Origin of the sequence: Pseudomonas cichorii (assembly GCF_019719005.1) — a bacterium.
Classification (GTDB): Bacteria; Pseudomonadota; Gammaproteobacteria; order Pseudomonadales; family Pseudomonadaceae; genus Aquipseudomonas; species Aquipseudomonas cichorii_E.
In genome coordinates, this window is the sequence record NZ_JAIGPJ010000049.1 from 1 (window position 1) to 15,404 (window position 15,404).

A 15,404-nucleotide genomic window follows, 5' to 3' on the forward strand; every position below is an offset into this window, starting at 1 on the left:
GAATATCTCTGCTCATCCCGGTAGGAGCGAATTCATTCGCGAATAAATTCGCTCCTACACACAATCGTGAGAACACCGCAGAACACGACGTTGGTGAAGGCCTCGTTCCGGCAGTGATCCGGTGGGAACTCTGCAGGGATGCAGAGTTAGCCGCACAGGGCCATGGATGGCCCATTGCGGCGACCGCCGGATGACTGCCGGAGCGAAGCAACCCCGCCGTCAGGCGGGGCCGAACCCGGAGCAATGGCTTTGGTTACTTTGGCCGCAAACACATGGCACATGTTTGCTGCGCGACAGCGCGGCGCCAAGGCGGCGGGTGATCTCCTACGGTGACGTGTGTTGCGCCTGGTTTACCCTCCACGAAAGTCTCGACGAAATACCGTTTATCCGGGCCAATTGTCGAAGCCTGGTTGAACTCCGGTTGAAGTCTGGTCGAACTCGACCCTCCCCCAAAAAGGCCCTTTCCAGCCTTTCCGGCGGGGGGTACAAAGGCACCACGATATGCGATTTGCGTCTGGGGGCAACAACTCAGATGCAGCTCACAGCAAGTTACCAAACCCCGCCTCAGCGGGGTTTTCTGTTTCTACGCAGATCGAAAGATTCAAGGCTTATGTCTATGTTGAAAGATTGCAGATGCAATAAATGCAAAAGACTTCTTGCTCGTCTAGGCGAGTACACCGAACTCCAGATCAAGTGTCCCCGCTGCGGGATGTTGAATCATGTGAAGGCCGCGAGCCTCGAGAGATCGCCACTGAGCGACATGAATGCGGAGTTTTCCGCGCTTAATCATTCGACTCAAGGTGGTAATTATGAACACAGTTAAAATTGGCAAGCATTATCGTGGCGTGGCTCCGCGTGGAATCGTGCAGCTTGTTGCCCCAAGCGATAATACGGACGGTCTGATTATTCAGACGGCTTCGATAAATCCGGCGAATGGGTTCGTCAATCTGTACGCTTCTGCTACAGCTCCAGCGAGTATCGGGGATATGAATACCCCGATGATTTTCAACGGTAATGGAAACTCAGCTACCGGGGTCAACTCTCAAGTTCTGCTTCCTCACCCATTGTTTGTGCCCGCTGGTATGGGGCTGTGGGTAACCAGCGGTCTATGGGCCGCCGGGGGAGGCACTTCGTCGGGCACGCTGGTCATTACATGGGACTTTTTCGCCTGACAGCGAATGCGGATTCGAGTCAGGTATTTCGTCCTGGCTTGTTTGGCATAAAGCGTTTCTGAGTAGTCAATCGTTACGCTCAGCAAACTCTCCCATTTCAACCCTGTTCCCCCTGGCCGCCTTTGTGCGGCCTTTTTATTTCACGGATTTTATTCCCGGAGTACCGATGGACCCTACTGACCTAGGCCCAGGCACAGCTACCTGGCTGGGCGGGACCGGCACCATCCTGCTTGGCGGCTTTTTATGGCTGCGCAAGTTTCTTTCCAGGGACGCCGCAGACAGGGCAATGGATAACGCCGATATCGGCACTGTCCGGCGCCTGAATGAATTGCTCGATTCCGAGCGTGAGGCTCGCAAGGAAGCTGAAGCCCGAGCTGACCAGTTTGCCAGGGAGCGTAACGAGCTGGCGGCTGCGGTGGGCCGGATGGAGGGCAAGGTTGAAGTCCTTACCAGCCAGATTGCCCAGCTCACGGACAAGGTGACAACGCAAAGCGCCGAAATTGCCCGGCTGCGTTCTCAATTAGGAGGCTCCACGGATGGACAGATGCGCAATTAACTTTATCGCCCGCCACTGGTGGCGTCGGGTGGAGATCTGGGTGATTGCCGCCTTGCTGGCGGCGGGCAGTCTGACGCTGGGCTTTCAGGCCGGGCAGTGGTCGGCCAACTCCGAGCACACCAAGCAACTGGCCGAGGTGCGTCAGGCGTACGACGCGGCCATGGGCAAGCGCGATATCAGCCTGGTCAAGTTGGCGCAGAGCGCAACTCAGGCAGTGGACAAGGCCGAAAGCGCCGCATCGGCGGCGACCGAGGCAGCGAACACAGCAAGCCGTGCTGCTGACAAGGCCGATGCTGCACTGAGCAAGGCCAGACAGTAACCCTATCGATCTCCGACACCTCTGGATTCACTCATGAAGATAACCCCGATTGTTGCTCATCTGCAGGCGACATGCCCGACCTTTGCCGGACGAATCAGCGCCGGCATTTACTGGAACGCTGTCATGAACAGCACTGCGCTCGCTTCCCCCTCGGCCTACGTGATTGCCACGGGCGATGCGGCGACGGCCAACGACCTGAATAACGCGATCCGCCAGAACATCACCGACCGGATTGATGTGGTGGTCGTGCTCTCTGGCAGTGATGAACGCGGCCAGGACGCAAGCGAGCAACTGCATGCCATTCGCGCCGAGATATGGCGTGCGCTGGTGGGCTGGAACGCTGGCAGCGATTACGAGCCGCTGGAGTACACAGGTGGCGGGCTGTTGCAGGTCAATGCCTCGCAAGTGGCGTGGCGCTTTGGTTTCTCGGCGCAGTTTCAGCTGGGCCGCAATACATCCGATCAGCCTGCCGAAACCTGGCACGAGGCTTTTCTGGATGGTCTGCCGGGTTTCACCGGCGCGACCTTCGACATGGACTGCATCGATCCGGCAGATCCGAATCTGAAATCTCCCGGACCCGATGGACGTATCGAAATGAAGTTCTCAGGAGACGTAACACCATGACTCAACGCATCACTGTGATCCCGGCCCCTGGCCGTGTTGTACCCGATCCGGAGGCTGGCGATCTGTTGCCGGCCGAAGGGCGTGAAGTCCGATTCAACGCATGGTGGCAGCGCCGTTACAACGACGGCGATGTCACCCCTGCAACCGAGCAACCAACCACCAAAGCCGTCACGGCGTAATCAAGAGGAAGCCTAACAATGGCTATCAGTTTCAATAACATTCCATCCGATGTTCGTGTTCCGCTGTTCTATGCGGAAATGGACAATTCTGCAGCCAACAGCGCGTCGGCCAGCATGCGTCGCCTGATCGTTGCCCAGGTCAACGACGATGCAACCGGTCCAGAAATCGGTTCGCTGGTACTGGTGCCCAGCGTATCGCTGGCCAAGAACATTGGCGGCCAGGGTTCCATGCTGGCCTCGATGTACGAGACCTGGCGCAAGGCCGATCCTACTGGTGAAGTCTGGTGTCTGCCGCTGCTCAACACGGTCGGCTCCAAGGCCAGCGCCACCCTCACGTTTACAGGCACAGCCACCGAGTCCGGTCTGCTGAACCTGTACGTCGGTGGCGTGCGGGTGCAGGCTAGCGTCGTCAATGGCGCGACCGCTGCCCAGGCGGCCACTGCGTTGTCGGTGAAGATCAATGCAACGCCGGACTTGCCGATCAAGGCCGAAGTCGAGGCGGGTGTTGTGACCCTGTCCGTCAAATGGACAGGTGAGAGCGGCAACGACATCCAGCTGGCCTTCAATCGCCTGGGTAAAACTAATGGCGAGGTGACTCCAGCCGGTCTGGCCGTTGTTGCCACTGCCCTGACCGGCGGTGTCGGCACTCCCGATCAAGTGGCTGCACTGGCCGCGCTGGGCGATGAGCCTTTCGAGTTCCTGTGCGTGCCATGGACCGATACCAACACGCTGGATGCCTGGAAGGCAGCAATGGATGACAGCACCGGTCGCTGGAGCTGGGCCAAGCAACTCTATGGCCACGTCTACAGCGCCAAACGCGGCACGGTCGGTACTCTGGTCGCCGCAGGTCAACTGCGCAACGATCAGCATGTCACGATCCAGGGCGTTGAAATCGGTGTTCCACAGCCAGTGTGGGTGCAGGCTGCAGCGCTGGCTGCGCGTACTGCCGTGTTCATCTCGGCCGACGCCAGCCGTCCGACCCAGACCGGCACGCTGCCTGGCCTGGACCCTGCGCCTGCCAGTGCCCGCTTCACGCTCACCGAGCGTGAGTCGCTGCTGCGTTACGGCATCGCCACCGCTTATTACGAAGGCGGTTACGTGCGCATTCAGCGTTCGATCACCACGTACCAGAAGAACGCCTACGGTCAGGCGGACAACTCGTACCTGGACAGCGAAACCCTGCACCAGTCGGCATTCATCATTCGTCGTCTGCAAAGCGTGATCACCAGCAAGTATGGCCGCCACAAGCTGGCCAACGACGGTACCCGTTTCGGTGCCGGCCAGCCGATCGTCACGCCAATCACCATCCGTGGTGAACTGATCGCTCAGTACGCGAAGCTGGAGGAAGAAGGCCATGTGGAAAACGCAGAACTGTTCGCAGAGTACCTGATCGTCGAGCGCGACAGCCAGGACCCGAGCCGTATCAACGTGATGTTCCCACCGGATTACATCAACGGTCTGCGCGTGTTCGCCCTGCTCAATCAGTTCCGCCTGCAGTACGACACTGCGGCTTAAATTCAACCTCAACATTCAAACCCGCCTTGTGCGGGTTTTTTCATTCTGGAGATATAAAACATGGGTCAGAAAGTAGCTGGTACTTGCTACATCAAGGTCGACGGCACTCAATTGACCATCAGCGGCGGTGTTGAAGCCCCTCTGATGAACATCAAGCGCGAGACTGTATTGCCGGGTTATTTCAAGGAAACGGACAAGGCAGCGTGGTTGAAACTCACTGCGCTGCACACCCCGGACTTTCCCTTGAAAGCGCTTACCACCGGTGTGGACATGACCATCACCTGTGAATTCAAGAACGGCAAGGTCTACGTCCTGTCGGGTGCGTACCTGGTCGATGAGCCGGGCAGCAAGGGTGAAGAAGGCACCATCGATCTGAAGTTCGACGGTAACCAGGGGAGCTGGCAATGAGTGAAGTCATCGTACTGGCGAGCCCGGTCGAGGCTCACGGGGAGTCCCTTTCGCAACTGACTTTCCGTCGCCCTACGGCGCAGGAAGCACGAGCGATCAAGGCGCTGCCTTACAAGATCGACAAGCACGAAGAAGTGTCGCTCGACCTTGACGTTGCTGCGAAGTACATCGCGGTCTGCGCAGGCATTCCTCCGTCCTCGGTCGATCAACTGGACCTTTCCGATATCAACAAGCTGAGCTGGAAGGTCGCGAGTTTTTTCATGGCAGCGGCATCAGAGACCTCGAAGGCCTGATAGCCGTCGTCTACGACCTCGCGTACTTCTGGAAAATTGACCCCGAACTGATGATGTCCAGGGATCTGGACATCATCACCGAGTCGATTTTGCAGTCGCAGCGTATCAATCAGATCCTGCAGGGGGAGTGATGGCAAATCCATTCAAGCTTGAAACGCTTTTCAAAGGCGTCGATGAGCTGTCTCCTGCTCTGGCTAACATGCGCAAGAATGTCGATTCTTTCAAAACCGGGCTCGAAGGGTCCGGTCTGGGAAACATCAATCTTGCAGGCGTGATCGAGGGGAATGCCTTTACAGGCCCCTTGATTGCCGGGGTAAAGGCAGCAATCGGTTTTGAAACATCCATGGCCAATGTGAAAAAGGTCGTGGCTTTTGAGACACCGCAGCAATTCCAGCAAATGGGCACCGATATTCTGGACATGAGCGAACGGCTCCCGGAAACCGCCAATGGAATTGCAGCAATCGTGGCAACAGGCGCCAAGGCCAGCGTGCCGCGTGCTGAGTTGCAAGGCTTTGCGGAAGACGCCGTGAAGATGGGAGTCGCTTTCGGCCAGACGGGAGCGGAGTCGGGCGAAATGATGGCCAAGTGGCGATCCTCGCTTGACCTCACGCAGCCTGAAGTCAAAAAGCTTGCCGAGCAGATCAACACGCTTGGCGGCAACGATACTGAAAAAGACATTGCAGCCATGGTCACTGCGATGGCGCCGTTGGGAGCTGTGGCAGGGAAGGCCAGCGGTGAAGTGGCGGCCATGGGTGCCACGCTGGCGGGCATGGATGTGCCGGCTGATGTGGCGACCAAGGGCGTCAAGAGCCTCATGAAAACCCTGACCGAAGGCGGGCCAGCGAAAGCCGGGGCTTTCAAGGACTTGCAGCTCGATATCGATCAACTGAGCAAGGGCATGCAGACAGACCCTTCCGGGACTATCGACAGCGTTCTGAGCGCCATATCCAAGGTTGATCCCGCCAAGCAGGGCGATGTGGTGTCGAGTCTGTTCGGAGCCGAATCGCTGGGTGCCATAACGCCGTTGCTGAAGAACCTTGACGGTCTGAAGGCCAACTTTGCCAAGGTCGCAGAGGGCGCCGGGGCCGCCGGCTCAATCGAGCAGGAATTCGCCGACAACTCGCGTACCACTGCGGTTGCCATTCAACTGATGCAAAACCGCATGGATCGGCTTGGTACCAATATCGGCGGCATTTTCCTGCCTGCGATAAACGATGCAATCGCCGTCATCGGCCCCATGATTTCCATGGTCGCTGCTTTGGCGGCCGAACACCCTGAGGTCATCAAAGGCGTTGTAGGCGCTGCGATTGGTTTTGGCGTGTTGCAAGTGGCCGTGCTGGCCGCGACCAATGCGGCTCGACTGTTCAGCATGGTTATCGGCTTGTCGCCGGTGGGAATCGCTGTGCGCGCTATTGCCCTGGCTGCGGGTGCGCTCATTGCCAACTGGTCTTCTGTCGCTCCGTTTTTTACGGCCATCTGGGCGTCGATCACAGGGGCTGCCAGTGTGGCCTGGGACTGGCTCAAGGCCGCGTTCGACTGGACACCTCTGGGCATGATCGCTGCGAACTGGCAGCCATTGGCCGACGTTTTCTCAGCCCTCTGGGGAGTGATTGTGGCGTTGTCCACGCCTGTCGTGGAGTTCTTCAAGGGCATGTTCGACTGGTCGCCTCAGGAGGTGATCGCGGCGAACTGGCAACCGGTTTCCGAGTTCTTCGGTGCTGTGTGGGAGGGGATCAAGGCCTCTGCACTTGTTATCGGCGATGTGCTGAAAACAATGTTCGACTGGTCGCCCCTGGGCGTGATCGCAACGCACTGGCAGCCGGTTTCCGAGTTCTTCGGTGCTGTGTGGGACGGGATCAAGACCTCTGCACTTGTTATCGGCGATGTGCTGAAAACGATGTTCGACTGGTCGCCTCTGGGGATCATCACTCAGCACTGGGAGCCGATCAGAGGCTGGTTCACTGACCTGTGGGACGATGTGAAGTCGGGCATCAATTCGGCTTTGAGCTTTTTCGGCTTTGGAGAAGAAGGGATTCTCAAAGGCACTAGCAAAAAGCTCAATGAGTTTGCTGAACAGCAAAGGGTGCGTAATGCAGGGCCTGGTGGTGGTACTGGCGCGTTGCTGATGGCAGATGCCGTTAACACCAGTCAGTTGAATCAGCAGCGCCTCAACGCTGCGACTGGCGTGCCATCGACCAGCCAACTGCTGGCTCCTCCAGCCCCGCTTGAACCCGGCAGCCTGCTTCTGCAAGGAGCAGCCGCTAATCGGCGTCTTGAAGGTGAACTCAGCATCCGTTTTGACAATGCACCTGCGGGCATGCGCCCGGGTGAGGTGCGGACCAATCAGCCAGGCTTGACGATCTCGCCAAGTGTTGGCTACCGAACAATCGGAGGCGCAGGATATGACTACATGGCGTGACAGGCTGATGCCCGCTTCTTTCCGGGGCATTGGTTTCTTTGTCGATACGGATTCTGTACCGGTCGGTCGCAAAGGGCAGCTTCACGAGTTTCCACAACGCGACGAGCCTTATTTCGAGTCGCTGGGCAAGGAGTCCCAAATCTATACGATGGAGGCCTTCCTGGTTGGCGATGACTGTTTCGAGCGTCGTGACAGATTGCTGGAAGCTCTTGAAGTCAATGGGGCGGGCGAGCTTGTCCACCCGTGGCTTGGACGCATGCAGGTGCAGGTTGGCGGTTGCATCCTGAAGCACAACCGGACTGAAGGCGGCGTAGTCAGGCTGTCGTTGAAATTTTATCCGGATCAGCCGCTGCGCTTTCCGACTTCAACGGTCAATACCCGGCGACAACTCGTGCAGGCATCAGACGGGTTGCTGGCTTCGGCACTCAAGCGCTATCGGGCGATCATGTCTGTGGTGGACGCCGCGCGCATCAATATCCAGGCGTTGCGCAGTACTCTGTCGGGGATTTTTGCCGTGATTCAGCGGCAGTTTACCCCCTTCATGACGATCTACTCGGATGTGACCAGCCTGGTCCATTCGCTGGTCAATGCGCCTCTGACGTTGAGCACAATGTTTTCCAGTTTCTTTGCCAGCTTTGAGGGGGACAGCAGCAGTAGTAGCAATAGCGGCTCGAGTGCACGCTTCAATGCGAGTACGGACAGCGGTACAAGTACAGGTGCAGGTGCAGGTGCAGGTGCAGGTGCAGGTGCAGGTACAAGTACAGGTGCAGGTACAAGCAGCAACAGTTCGTCCGTCAATTACAGGGCGACGATCTCCGATGCCACGCAGCAGGCCGAGTCCATTGCCAGTATCAATCTGGTCAATCAGGGCGGCGGTCTTGATACCGGCTCTACGGCACAGGCGACTGCCAACCTTGTTCAGGATGCTTTATTGGTCAAGGTTGCCAGGGTGGTGGCGAGCATGCCGGTTGCCAGTGCTGCGGTGCCGATCATTGCTACGCCATCACTGGAGCATCAAGTGGTGATGCCGGTCGATCGTGCGCAGGTGCCTGTTGCCGATGATGTGATCGAGTTGCGTGACACGCTCAGTTCCGCCATCTGGGAGGCTTCGCTGAAAGCTGATCCGGAGCATTATCTGGTGCTCAACACGCTGCGCCAGGCATTGATCCGTCATCTGAACGCCGTGGCTGCTTCCGGGGTGCGTCTGGTCGACATCAAAGTGGCCGAGCCGCTGCCTGCGCTGGTACTGGCTTATCGTCGCTTCGGTGATGCAACCCGCCTGACCGAGGTTGTGCAGCGTAACCGTGTCCAGCATCCAGGATTCCTGCCCCCAGGCACTCTGAAAGTCGCCCAGGAGTAACCCCATGGATAAGGCAAATGCTGTCACCTTGACGGTGGGCGGTATGGATTACGGTGGCTGGAAAACCATCTCGATCTCTGCCGGCATCGAGCGTCAGGCCCGCAGTTTCACGATGGGCATTACCTGGCAGTGGCCTGGGCAGAATTTCACCCGACCGGTCGGTCAAGGTGACAGATGCGAGGTTCGGATCGGGGGTGAGCTGATCCTGACGGGCTGGGTCTTTGCGACGCCCATCAGCTATGACGACAAGACGATCACCCTGAGTATTTCCGGGCGTTCTCTGACGGGCGATCTTGTCGATTGTTCGGCAATCAACAAACCCAGTCAGTGGAAGGAGCAAGGGGCGCTCAGCATCATCCAGGCGCTTGCTGCCCCTTACAACGTGGCTGTGGTGAGTGAAATCGCTGAAACCAGCAAGGTTCCCCTCCATAACATCGATCCTGCTGAAACAGCGTTCAAGTCCATCGACCGGATCCTGACGAAGTTTCGTATTTTCTCTACCGACGATGAGAGAGGTCGTCTGGTGCTGGCCAAGCCAGGCAGCAAGGGACGTGCAGTCGATCGGCTTGAGTTGGGGCAGAACATTCTTTCAGCGTCAGTGCCTCTCGATTTCTCCGGTACTTTTTCCGAGTACCGGGTGATCGGGCAACGTGCTGGTAATGACAAGGCGTTCGGCAAGCAAGCCAGTGAAGTGTCGGCGCAGGCTTTCGATGGCAGGGTCAATCGCAAGCGAGTCCTTGTCATTCATGAGTCGTCACCGGTGACCTCCGAGCTTGCCCAGAGCCGGGCGAACTGGGAACGCAGCAATCGTATGGGCAAAGCGCAACTCACGACCTACAAGGTGCAAGGGTGGCGACAGTCCAATGGCGATCTCTGGCGACACAACACACTGGTGCGAGTCGTGGACCGGGTGATCGGGTTCGATCAGGACATGTTGATCTCGCAAGTCACTTACACCCTCGACGAGAAAGGGACGGTAACGACCCTTGTAGTCGGCCCTCCTGCAATGTTCGACGCCGAACCCGACGACCCGCACAAGACTGCCAAAAAGTAGAGAGCGGCAACGCTACGTTGCCCTCCCCCGAAAAGGAAAAACCTCAATGAGCATACTCAATCGCATGCTGGCGCGTGGCACGGTTGTGCTCGCTAGAGCCACCAGCAAGATGCAGGCGCTGCAAATGCATCTGACCGCAGGTGAAATCAGGGACGATATGGAGCACTTCGAGCCCTATGGTTTCACCAGCAATCCCTTGCCTGGCGCCGAAGGCATTGCAGCGTTTATCGGCGGTGACCGTTCCCACGGGCTGCTGCTGGTTGTCGCCGATCGTCGCTACCGCCTCAAGGCCCTGGAGTCGGGGGAGGTGGCGATCTACACCGACGAGGGAGACAAGATTCACCTCAAGCGCGGCAAGGTCATCGACATCGAAACCAACACGTTGAACATCAAGGCCGCCGTGGCCGTGAACTTTGAAACGCCCCAGATCACCCAGACCGGCAAGATCGTTTCCCAGGGTGATCAGGTCGCTGGCGGTATCAGCCAGATCAGCCATACGCACAGCGGCGTACAAGGCGGCAACGGCCAGAGCGGGCCGCCCGTGGGAGGTGCCTGATGATAATCGCAGGCTCTCTGGAAGCTTCATTGCTGCGCTCGGTCATCATCAGCCTTTTCACCTGGCGTCGAGCCGGGCCGGATGACCAGATCGACGATGACGAGCGTTATGGCTGGTGGGGCGATACCTATCCGGCGGTGACGGATGATCGTATCGGCTCGCGTCTGTGGCTGTTGCGGCGAGTGAAGCTCACCGCGCAGACGCAACGGGATGCCGAGTTCTACGCTCGCGAAGCGCTTCTCTGGCTGATCGAAGACGGCCATGTGCAGGACATCGAAATCCTCACCGAGCGGGTGCAGAACAATCGCTTGAATCTCGGCGTCGTGCTGGTCGTCTCGAATGGCCAGACCGTGCGCTTCAACCCATCCGAACAGTGGCAGGTGATCTATGCCGTTTGAAACTCCTACATTGCCTGCGCTGATCAGCCGTACACAGGTTGACTTGGCTGATGAAGCGCTTCGGCAATCCGATGCTCGCGTGTTATCGCGCGCCCACAGCGGAGCAGCCTATGGGCTTTATGGCTATCAGCGCTGGATCGCCGACCAGATTCTGCCCGACACGGCCGATGACGAAACCCTTGAGCGTCAGGCCATTCTCAGGCTCCGGCAACCCCGCAATGCTGCGCAACCGGCCACCGGCTCGGTGCGTTTCACGGCGGCAGCGGGTGCGGTGCTGGATGCTGACACCGTGCTGCAATTCAGCGATGGCCGTACCTATCGCGTTACCCAGGGCCTGACTACTGCGGCAGGCAATAACGTAACCACCGTTGAGGCGGTGGAAGCGGGCATTCTGGGTAACGCCGATGCCGGTCTGGTCATGACAGCCGTGCAGCCTATCGAAGGGATCGACAGCAGCTTCACTGTGCTGGCTGACGGCCTGACCGGAGGTATCGCCCAGGAAAGCATCGAATCGCTGCGCGCGCGGGTGGTTCGCTCATACCGGGTCATTCCTCATGGCGGTAATCAGGACGATTACGTCACCTGGGCGCTGGAGGTTCCGGGCGTGACCCGCGCCTGGTGCGTGCGCCGTTACATGGGGCCGGGCACCGTGGCGGTTTTCGTCATGCGTGACAATGACGCGACGCCTGTGCCCGATGCCGAACAGCTTGCGCAGGTGGCGGCTTACATCGAACCGCTACGCCCGGTGACGGCTGAAGTGTACGTGCTGGCGCCGGTACAGAAACAAGTCGTCTACAGGATCAAACTGATGCCGGATACCTCTGTCGTGCGTGCTGCCGTGGAGGCGCAACTGATGGACCTGCACAACCGAGAGGCAGGCCTTGGCGAGACGCTGTTGCTGACCCACATCGCCGAGTCCATCAGCGGTGCGGCGGGCGAAACCGATCATGTGCTGACCTCTCCTGTCGCCAATGTGGAGGCCGCTTCCAATGAGCTGCTGATATTCGGGGGGATTCTATGGTCGTCCTGAGAACTGCCAGTCAATACGCCGAGCAACTGCAGGCCCTGTTGCCTTCGGGGCCTGCCTGGGACCCGGAGCGGGTGCCGGAGTTACAGCAGATAATCGCCGGTTTGTCTCAGGAGTTCGCCCGTATTGATGGGCGGGCTTTTGCTTTGCTCAACGAGATGGATCCGGCCAGCGTCAGTGAACTGGTTCCGGACTGGGAGCGGGTCATGAACCTGCCTGACCCATGCCTGGGCCTGAGCCCTTTGTTCGAAGACCGGCGTCTGTCGGTGCGACAGCGGTTGGTGGTCGTAGGAGGACAGAACCCAGCGTTCTACGTCGACATTGCCATCAGCCAGGGCTATCCCAATGCCTCCGTCACTGAATATCGAGCGCCCCGTATGGGGCGTTCTCGTTTCGGCAAGGCGCATTTCGGGACCTGGAATGCGCAGTTCATGTGGGTCCTGAACACAGGTGGCCGCAGAGGGCTTGGGCGCCGGTTCGGGGCGAGTTATTGGGGTGAACGCTTCGGCGTGAACCCGGGGACGGCTATCGAATGTTTGATCCGTCGGGCAGCACCTGCACACACCACAGAGTTTGTTAATTTCAACTGAGGAGTAATACCGTGGACTATCCAAAGAGTGTCCCCAGCGTCGGGCTGGTGAATGGAAAGTTTGTTGATGAAAATACCGTTTCCGGCGCGCCCGGTTCTCTGATTTCCGCCAGTTGGGGGAACGCAGTAACCGATGAATTGCTGGCTGTTATCCGGGCTGCCCAGATCGATCCGAAAGAGGAGGATCTGGATCAGTTGCTGGAGGCCATTCGTTATATCGTTCAGAACGATGCGTATACCAAGAATCGCGTTTACAGCAAGGAAGAAATGGATGCCTTGTTGAAAAGCAACAATGTGGTGCCTATCGGGATGATGGTGCCGTTTCCAAAGGCAGCTATTCCGCCAGGGTATCTTGAAGTCGATGGCAGTTTGCAGAGTATTGCTGCTTATCCTGATCTTGCTGCTTATCTGGGCACCAGCTACAACAAGGCAGGTGATGCTGCGGGTTATTTCCGTCTTCCTGAGTCGCGTGGTGAGTTTCTGCGAGGGTGGGATCATGGGCGAGGTGTGGATGCCAATCGGGCCTTGGGCAGTTCTCAGCTTGACGCCTTACAGAATATCACTGCCGTTCTTGGTCTTCGTGGCGGTACCTCAGCAGGTACCGGGGCTCTGGGAGGGGCTAGCGGAGCGATGTCTGTCTCATTCGGTTGGGGAGGAGAGGCTAATACGATCACTCGTGATGCTAATACTTCAGCTCGAAGCGACACTATTTTCTTTGACGCTTCAACGGTAGCAAGGACATCTACTGAAACACGTCCACGCAACATGGCAGTCATGTGGTGTATCAAAGCCTGGAATGCACCCACTAATCAGGGAAATATCGACATCGCTGCACTCAAGGCGCTGGCAGTTCAGGCCACGGAAATCAATTGGGGATTGGGCAGGATCGCCACTCAGGCCGAGGTGAATGCCGGTGTGGATGACGCCACAGTTGTAACTCCAAAAAAGCTGCGTTTCGGCTTCGCAATGAGCTTCACACCTGCAAGTGGCTATGTCTTGTTTCCGACTTGGCTGGGCGGTTTGCTGATCCAGTATGGCCGGGCGACTTTGGCTCCCGATACCTTTTCTACGCTGACTTGGCCTTTGGCCTGGCCGGATGCATGTTACGGCATTGCCGGTGCTGTGCATTCATCTCTTGAACGCGTTGATGATGATATTACCCCGCAATATCGGAACCTCACTAAAACCAGCGTTATTCTTGATCGACAAGATAATGGTTTGGTTTTTACAACTCTTCGGGACGTCTTCGTTATAGGTATAGGAAAATAATCATGGCTATTTTTTATTGCGCTGAAACTGGCGGGTTCTATCTGTCAGGCATGCAGCCAGTCGGTAAGGATTGCAAAGAAATTACTGATGCGCAGCATGTTGAGCTCCGGGCCGCGAATGCGGCTGGAAAGATCATTGCTGCGGATGTGGATGGCTTCCCTGTTGCAGTTGATCCGCCAGGTTTGACGGCAGAGCAGTTGCAGGAAAGAGAGCGGGCATGGCGGGATCATGTGCTTTTGGCTGCATCTGGTGTAAGGGATCGTCACCGGGATCAGTTGGAGTTGAATCTGCCTACAACGCTGGATGCTGAGCAATTCACCACGCTTCTGGTTTATATCCAGTCATTGCGCAACTGGCCTCAGACCCGGGAGTTTCCCGATATTCTGATGCGCCCAGCCGCCCCGGCCTGGCTCGAAACCAACTGAACGCCCCGCACTGACGGGGCGTTTTCTTTAGTGTTTCTGACATGACTATCCCCCATAAATGCCTTTGTGCGCCGTTCCAATGCGCTAGTGGTTATGGGGGCGTCTTGTTATGGCATCCAGAATGGCTGATGGAGGCAACATGCCCATAACCCAACAACAACTCCTGCAAATCCTCCCCCACGCCGGCCCTAAAGCCGGCGTTTTTGTTTCCGCTCTCAATGCCGCCATGAACCGATACAGCATCCTCACCCGGTTGCAGGTATCGGCCTTCATCGCGCAAATCGGTCACGAATCCGGTCAGTTGCGGTATGTCCGCGAACTGGGAAGTGATGATTACCTGAAACGGTACGACACGGGGCAACTGGCTTTGCGCCTGGGTAATACCCCTGAAGACGATGGTGACGGTCAGTTCTATCGTGGACGGGGGCTTATTCAGGTGACGGGCCGGGCGAACTATGTCGCCTGTGGCGAGGCGCTGGGGCTGGATCTGCTCAATCATCCCGAGCTGCTTGAACAGCCGGAGCATGCAGCCATGTCTGCCGCCTGGTTCTGGGATCGGGCAAGGCTGAATGCTTTGGCTGACAAGGGGGATTTCCTGTTGATCACCAGGCGCATCAATGGCGGCACCAATGGTCTTGCGGATCGCGAAGCCTTGTATCAACGCGCTTTGAAGGTGTTGTCATGAAGCTTCTGGACTTGCGTGCCGTGGCTCTGGCGCTGTTATTGGGTTTGGGGCTTGGCGCCTGGGCTGCGTGGCAATGGCAGGCCAGTAGCTATGGCCTGCAATTGGCCGAACAGGCACAGATTCATCTGCAAGAACGCGAGCTTGCTTCCAGGGCAGTGATTGCCTGGCAGGAAGCTCAACAAAAACTGCGGCGAGACATGGAGGCTCGCCTGCAAACCAACGATGCAACTCACTACAAGGAACTGAGCGATGCACAGAAACTTCAGGCTCGCTTGCGTAGTCGTCTGGCTACTTCTGATTTGCGGTTGTCAGTCCTCCTCGCCGCTCCCGCCAGTGGTCGTGGAGAGCCAGCCGCTGCCACCTCCGGCAGTCTGGTTCATGGAGCCTCGCGAGGCGAACTTGACCCAGCGGCTGCTCAACGAATTGTCGCCATCACCGACGATGGAGACCAGGGATTGATCGCGCTCAAGGCCTGTCAGGCCTATGTTCGCGAAATAGCTCGCTGATTTCCCCCTCACATGTCCCCACCGCCGCGCAAGCGGCACACTCCCTTCCG

Annotated in this window: 20 protein-coding genes; all 20 read left to right on the top strand. The window is 57.8% G+C overall.

The window, feature by feature from the left end:
- The first annotated feature begins 616 nt into the window (after positions 1-616).
- Entirely contained in the window at positions 617-823 is a 207-nt protein-coding gene (locus K5D32_RS23930; protein WP_221602069.1) for a Com family DNA-binding transcriptional regulator, read from the top strand.
- A complete protein-coding gene (locus K5D32_RS23935; RefSeq protein WP_221602047.1) occupies positions 810-1,172 on the top strand; it encodes a hypothetical protein in 363 nt (120 codons plus the stop codon). The genes K5D32_RS23930 and K5D32_RS23935 overlap by 14 nt, the downstream gene beginning before the upstream one ends.
- A 166-nt stretch (positions 1,173-1,338) precedes the next feature.
- A complete protein-coding gene (locus K5D32_RS23940; RefSeq protein WP_025262101.1) occupies positions 1,339-1,728 on the top strand; it encodes a hypothetical protein in 390 nt (129 codons plus the stop codon).
- On the top strand, positions 1,709-2,047 hold the full coding sequence (locus K5D32_RS23945; RefSeq protein WP_117167743.1) for a hypothetical protein: 339 nt from the start codon (positions 1,709-1,711) through the stop codon (positions 2,045-2,047). Before K5D32_RS23940 ends, K5D32_RS23945 begins: the two co-directional genes overlap by 20 nt.
- A gap of 33 nt (positions 2,048-2,080) precedes the next feature.
- Positions 2,081-2,671 (top strand): hypothetical protein, encoded by a 591-nt coding sequence (locus K5D32_RS23950; RefSeq protein WP_221537329.1) that lies wholly within the window; start codon positions 2,081-2,083, stop codon positions 2,669-2,671.
- Positions 2,668-2,850, top strand: coding sequence for a DUF2635 domain-containing protein (locus K5D32_RS23955; RefSeq protein ID WP_221578679.1), 183 nt, complete (start codon positions 2,668-2,670; stop codon positions 2,848-2,850). Before K5D32_RS23950 ends, K5D32_RS23955 begins: the two co-directional genes overlap by 4 nt.
- Positions 2,851-2,868: 18 nt before the next feature.
- Positions 2,869-4,365 (top strand): phage tail sheath subtilisin-like domain-containing protein, encoded by a 1,497-nt coding sequence (locus K5D32_RS23960; protein ID WP_221602049.1) that lies wholly within the window; start codon positions 2,869-2,871, stop codon positions 4,363-4,365.
- Between the two features lie 60 nt (positions 4,366-4,425).
- Positions 4,426-4,773 carry a phage tail tube protein gene (locus K5D32_RS23965; RefSeq protein WP_221578681.1) on the top strand — a complete coding sequence of 116 codons (348 nt, stop codon included), beginning with the start codon at positions 4,426-4,428 and terminating at the stop codon, positions 4,771-4,773.
- Positions 4,770-5,066 (top strand): phage tail assembly protein, encoded by a 297-nt coding sequence (locus K5D32_RS23970; RefSeq protein WP_221578682.1) that lies wholly within the window; start codon positions 4,770-4,772, stop codon positions 5,064-5,066. Before K5D32_RS23965 ends, K5D32_RS23970 begins: the two co-directional genes overlap by 4 nt.
- Positions 5,067-5,196: 130 nt before the next feature.
- Positions 5,197-7,485: a phage tail tape measure protein gene (locus K5D32_RS23975; RefSeq protein WP_221578683.1), complete on the top strand. Its 2,289-nt coding sequence runs from the start codon at positions 5,197-5,199 to the stop codon at positions 7,483-7,485.
- Positions 7,469-8,845 (top strand): DNA circularization protein, encoded by a 1,377-nt coding sequence (locus tag K5D32_RS23980; protein ID WP_221602051.1) that lies wholly within the window; start codon positions 7,469-7,471, stop codon positions 8,843-8,845. Before K5D32_RS23975 ends, K5D32_RS23980 begins: the two co-directional genes overlap by 17 nt.
- Before the next feature lie 4 nt (positions 8,846-8,849).
- Positions 8,850-9,899 carry a phage baseplate assembly protein gene (locus tag K5D32_RS23985; protein WP_221602053.1) on the top strand — a complete coding sequence of 350 codons (1,050 nt, stop codon included), beginning with the start codon at positions 8,850-8,852 and terminating at the stop codon, positions 9,897-9,899.
- Between the two features lie 46 nt (positions 9,900-9,945).
- Positions 9,946-10,455, top strand: coding sequence for a phage baseplate assembly protein V (locus K5D32_RS23990; RefSeq protein WP_221602055.1), 510 nt, complete (start codon positions 9,946-9,948; stop codon positions 10,453-10,455).
- Positions 10,455-10,853, top strand: coding sequence for a phage GP46 family protein (locus K5D32_RS23995; protein WP_221602056.1), 399 nt, complete (start codon positions 10,455-10,457; stop codon positions 10,851-10,853). The genes K5D32_RS23990 and K5D32_RS23995 overlap by 1 nt, the downstream gene beginning before the upstream one ends.
- Positions 10,843-11,883: a baseplate J/gp47 family protein gene (locus K5D32_RS24000; protein ID WP_221602057.1), complete on the top strand. Its 1,041-nt coding sequence runs from the start codon at positions 10,843-10,845 to the stop codon at positions 11,881-11,883. Before K5D32_RS23995 ends, K5D32_RS24000 begins: the two co-directional genes overlap by 11 nt.
- Positions 11,871-12,470: a YmfQ family protein gene (locus K5D32_RS24005; RefSeq protein ID WP_221578689.1), complete on the top strand. Its 600-nt coding sequence runs from the start codon at positions 11,871-11,873 to the stop codon at positions 12,468-12,470. The genes K5D32_RS24000 and K5D32_RS24005 overlap by 13 nt, the downstream gene beginning before the upstream one ends.
- Positions 12,471-12,481: 11 nt before the next feature.
- Complete coding sequence (locus tag K5D32_RS24010; RefSeq protein ID WP_221602058.1) at positions 12,482-13,738, top strand: phage tail protein; 1,257 nt, start codon at positions 12,482-12,484, stop codon at positions 13,736-13,738.
- A gap of 2 nt (positions 13,739-13,740) precedes the next feature.
- Positions 13,741-14,163 (top strand): tail fiber assembly protein, encoded by a 423-nt coding sequence (locus K5D32_RS24015; protein ID WP_221602059.1) that lies wholly within the window; start codon positions 13,741-13,743, stop codon positions 14,161-14,163.
- A 139-nt stretch (positions 14,164-14,302) separates the two neighbouring features.
- The gene (locus tag K5D32_RS24020) at positions 14,303-14,848 is read left to right on the top strand and encodes a glycoside hydrolase family 19 protein (RefSeq protein WP_221602060.1); all 546 of its coding nucleotides are present in this window, start codon (positions 14,303-14,305) and stop codon (positions 14,846-14,848) included.
- Complete coding sequence (locus K5D32_RS24025; RefSeq protein ID WP_221602061.1) at positions 14,845-15,354, top strand: lysis system i-spanin subunit Rz; 510 nt, start codon at positions 14,845-14,847, stop codon at positions 15,352-15,354. The genes K5D32_RS24020 and K5D32_RS24025 overlap by 4 nt, the downstream gene beginning before the upstream one ends.
- Positions 15,355-15,404 lie beyond the last annotated feature (50 nt).

What these genes read in the sequence shown, in the direction of transcription:
- K5D32_RS23960 (WP_221602049.1), top strand. Translation starts at nt 2,869, where the DNA reads ATGGCTATCAGTTTCAATAACATTCCATCCGATGTTCGTGTTCCGCTG.
- K5D32_RS23940 (WP_025262101.1), top strand. Translation starts at nt 1,339, where the DNA reads ATGGACCCTACTGACCTAGGCCCAGGCACAGCTACCTGGCTGGGCGGG.
- K5D32_RS23990 (WP_221602055.1), top strand. Translation starts at nt 9,946, where the DNA reads ATGAGCATACTCAATCGCATGCTGGCGCGTGGCACGGTTGTGCTCGCT.
- K5D32_RS23945 (WP_117167743.1), top strand. Translation starts at nt 1,709, where the DNA reads ATGGACAGATGCGCAATTAACTTTATCGCCCGCCACTGGTGGCGTCGG.
- K5D32_RS24000 (WP_221602057.1), top strand. Translation starts at nt 10,843, where the DNA reads ATGCCGTTTGAAACTCCTACATTGCCTGCGCTGATCAGCCGTACACAG.
- K5D32_RS24020 (WP_221602060.1), top strand. Translation starts at nt 14,303, where the DNA reads ATGCCCATAACCCAACAACAACTCCTGCAAATCCTCCCCCACGCCGGC.
- K5D32_RS24015 (WP_221602059.1), top strand. Translation starts at nt 13,741, where the DNA reads ATGGCTATTTTTTATTGCGCTGAAACTGGCGGGTTCTATCTGTCAGGC.
- K5D32_RS23985 (WP_221602053.1), top strand. Translation starts at nt 8,850, where the DNA reads ATGGATAAGGCAAATGCTGTCACCTTGACGGTGGGCGGTATGGATTAC.
- K5D32_RS24025 (WP_221602061.1), top strand. Translation starts at nt 14,845, where the DNA reads ATGAAGCTTCTGGACTTGCGTGCCGTGGCTCTGGCGCTGTTATTGGGT.
- K5D32_RS23970 (WP_221578682.1), top strand. Translation starts at nt 4,770, where the DNA reads ATGAGTGAAGTCATCGTACTGGCGAGCCCGGTCGAGGCTCACGGGGAG.
- K5D32_RS23965 (WP_221578681.1), top strand. Translation starts at nt 4,426, where the DNA reads ATGGGTCAGAAAGTAGCTGGTACTTGCTACATCAAGGTCGACGGCACT.
- K5D32_RS23930 (WP_221602069.1), top strand. Translation starts at nt 617, where the DNA reads ATGTTGAAAGATTGCAGATGCAATAAATGCAAAAGACTTCTTGCTCGT.
- K5D32_RS23955 (WP_221578679.1), top strand. Translation starts at nt 2,668, where the DNA reads ATGACTCAACGCATCACTGTGATCCCGGCCCCTGGCCGTGTTGTACCC.
- K5D32_RS24005 (WP_221578689.1), top strand. Translation starts at nt 11,871, where the DNA reads ATGGTCGTCCTGAGAACTGCCAGTCAATACGCCGAGCAACTGCAGGCC.
- K5D32_RS23980 (WP_221602051.1), top strand. Translation starts at nt 7,469, where the DNA reads ATGACTACATGGCGTGACAGGCTGATGCCCGCTTCTTTCCGGGGCATT.
- K5D32_RS23950 (WP_221537329.1), top strand. Translation starts at nt 2,081, where the DNA reads ATGAAGATAACCCCGATTGTTGCTCATCTGCAGGCGACATGCCCGACC.
- K5D32_RS23975 (WP_221578683.1), top strand. Translation starts at nt 5,197, where the DNA reads ATGGCAAATCCATTCAAGCTTGAAACGCTTTTCAAAGGCGTCGATGAG.
- K5D32_RS23995 (WP_221602056.1), top strand. Translation starts at nt 10,455, where the DNA reads ATGATAATCGCAGGCTCTCTGGAAGCTTCATTGCTGCGCTCGGTCATC.
- K5D32_RS23935 (WP_221602047.1), top strand. Translation starts at nt 810, where the DNA reads ATGAACACAGTTAAAATTGGCAAGCATTATCGTGGCGTGGCTCCGCGT.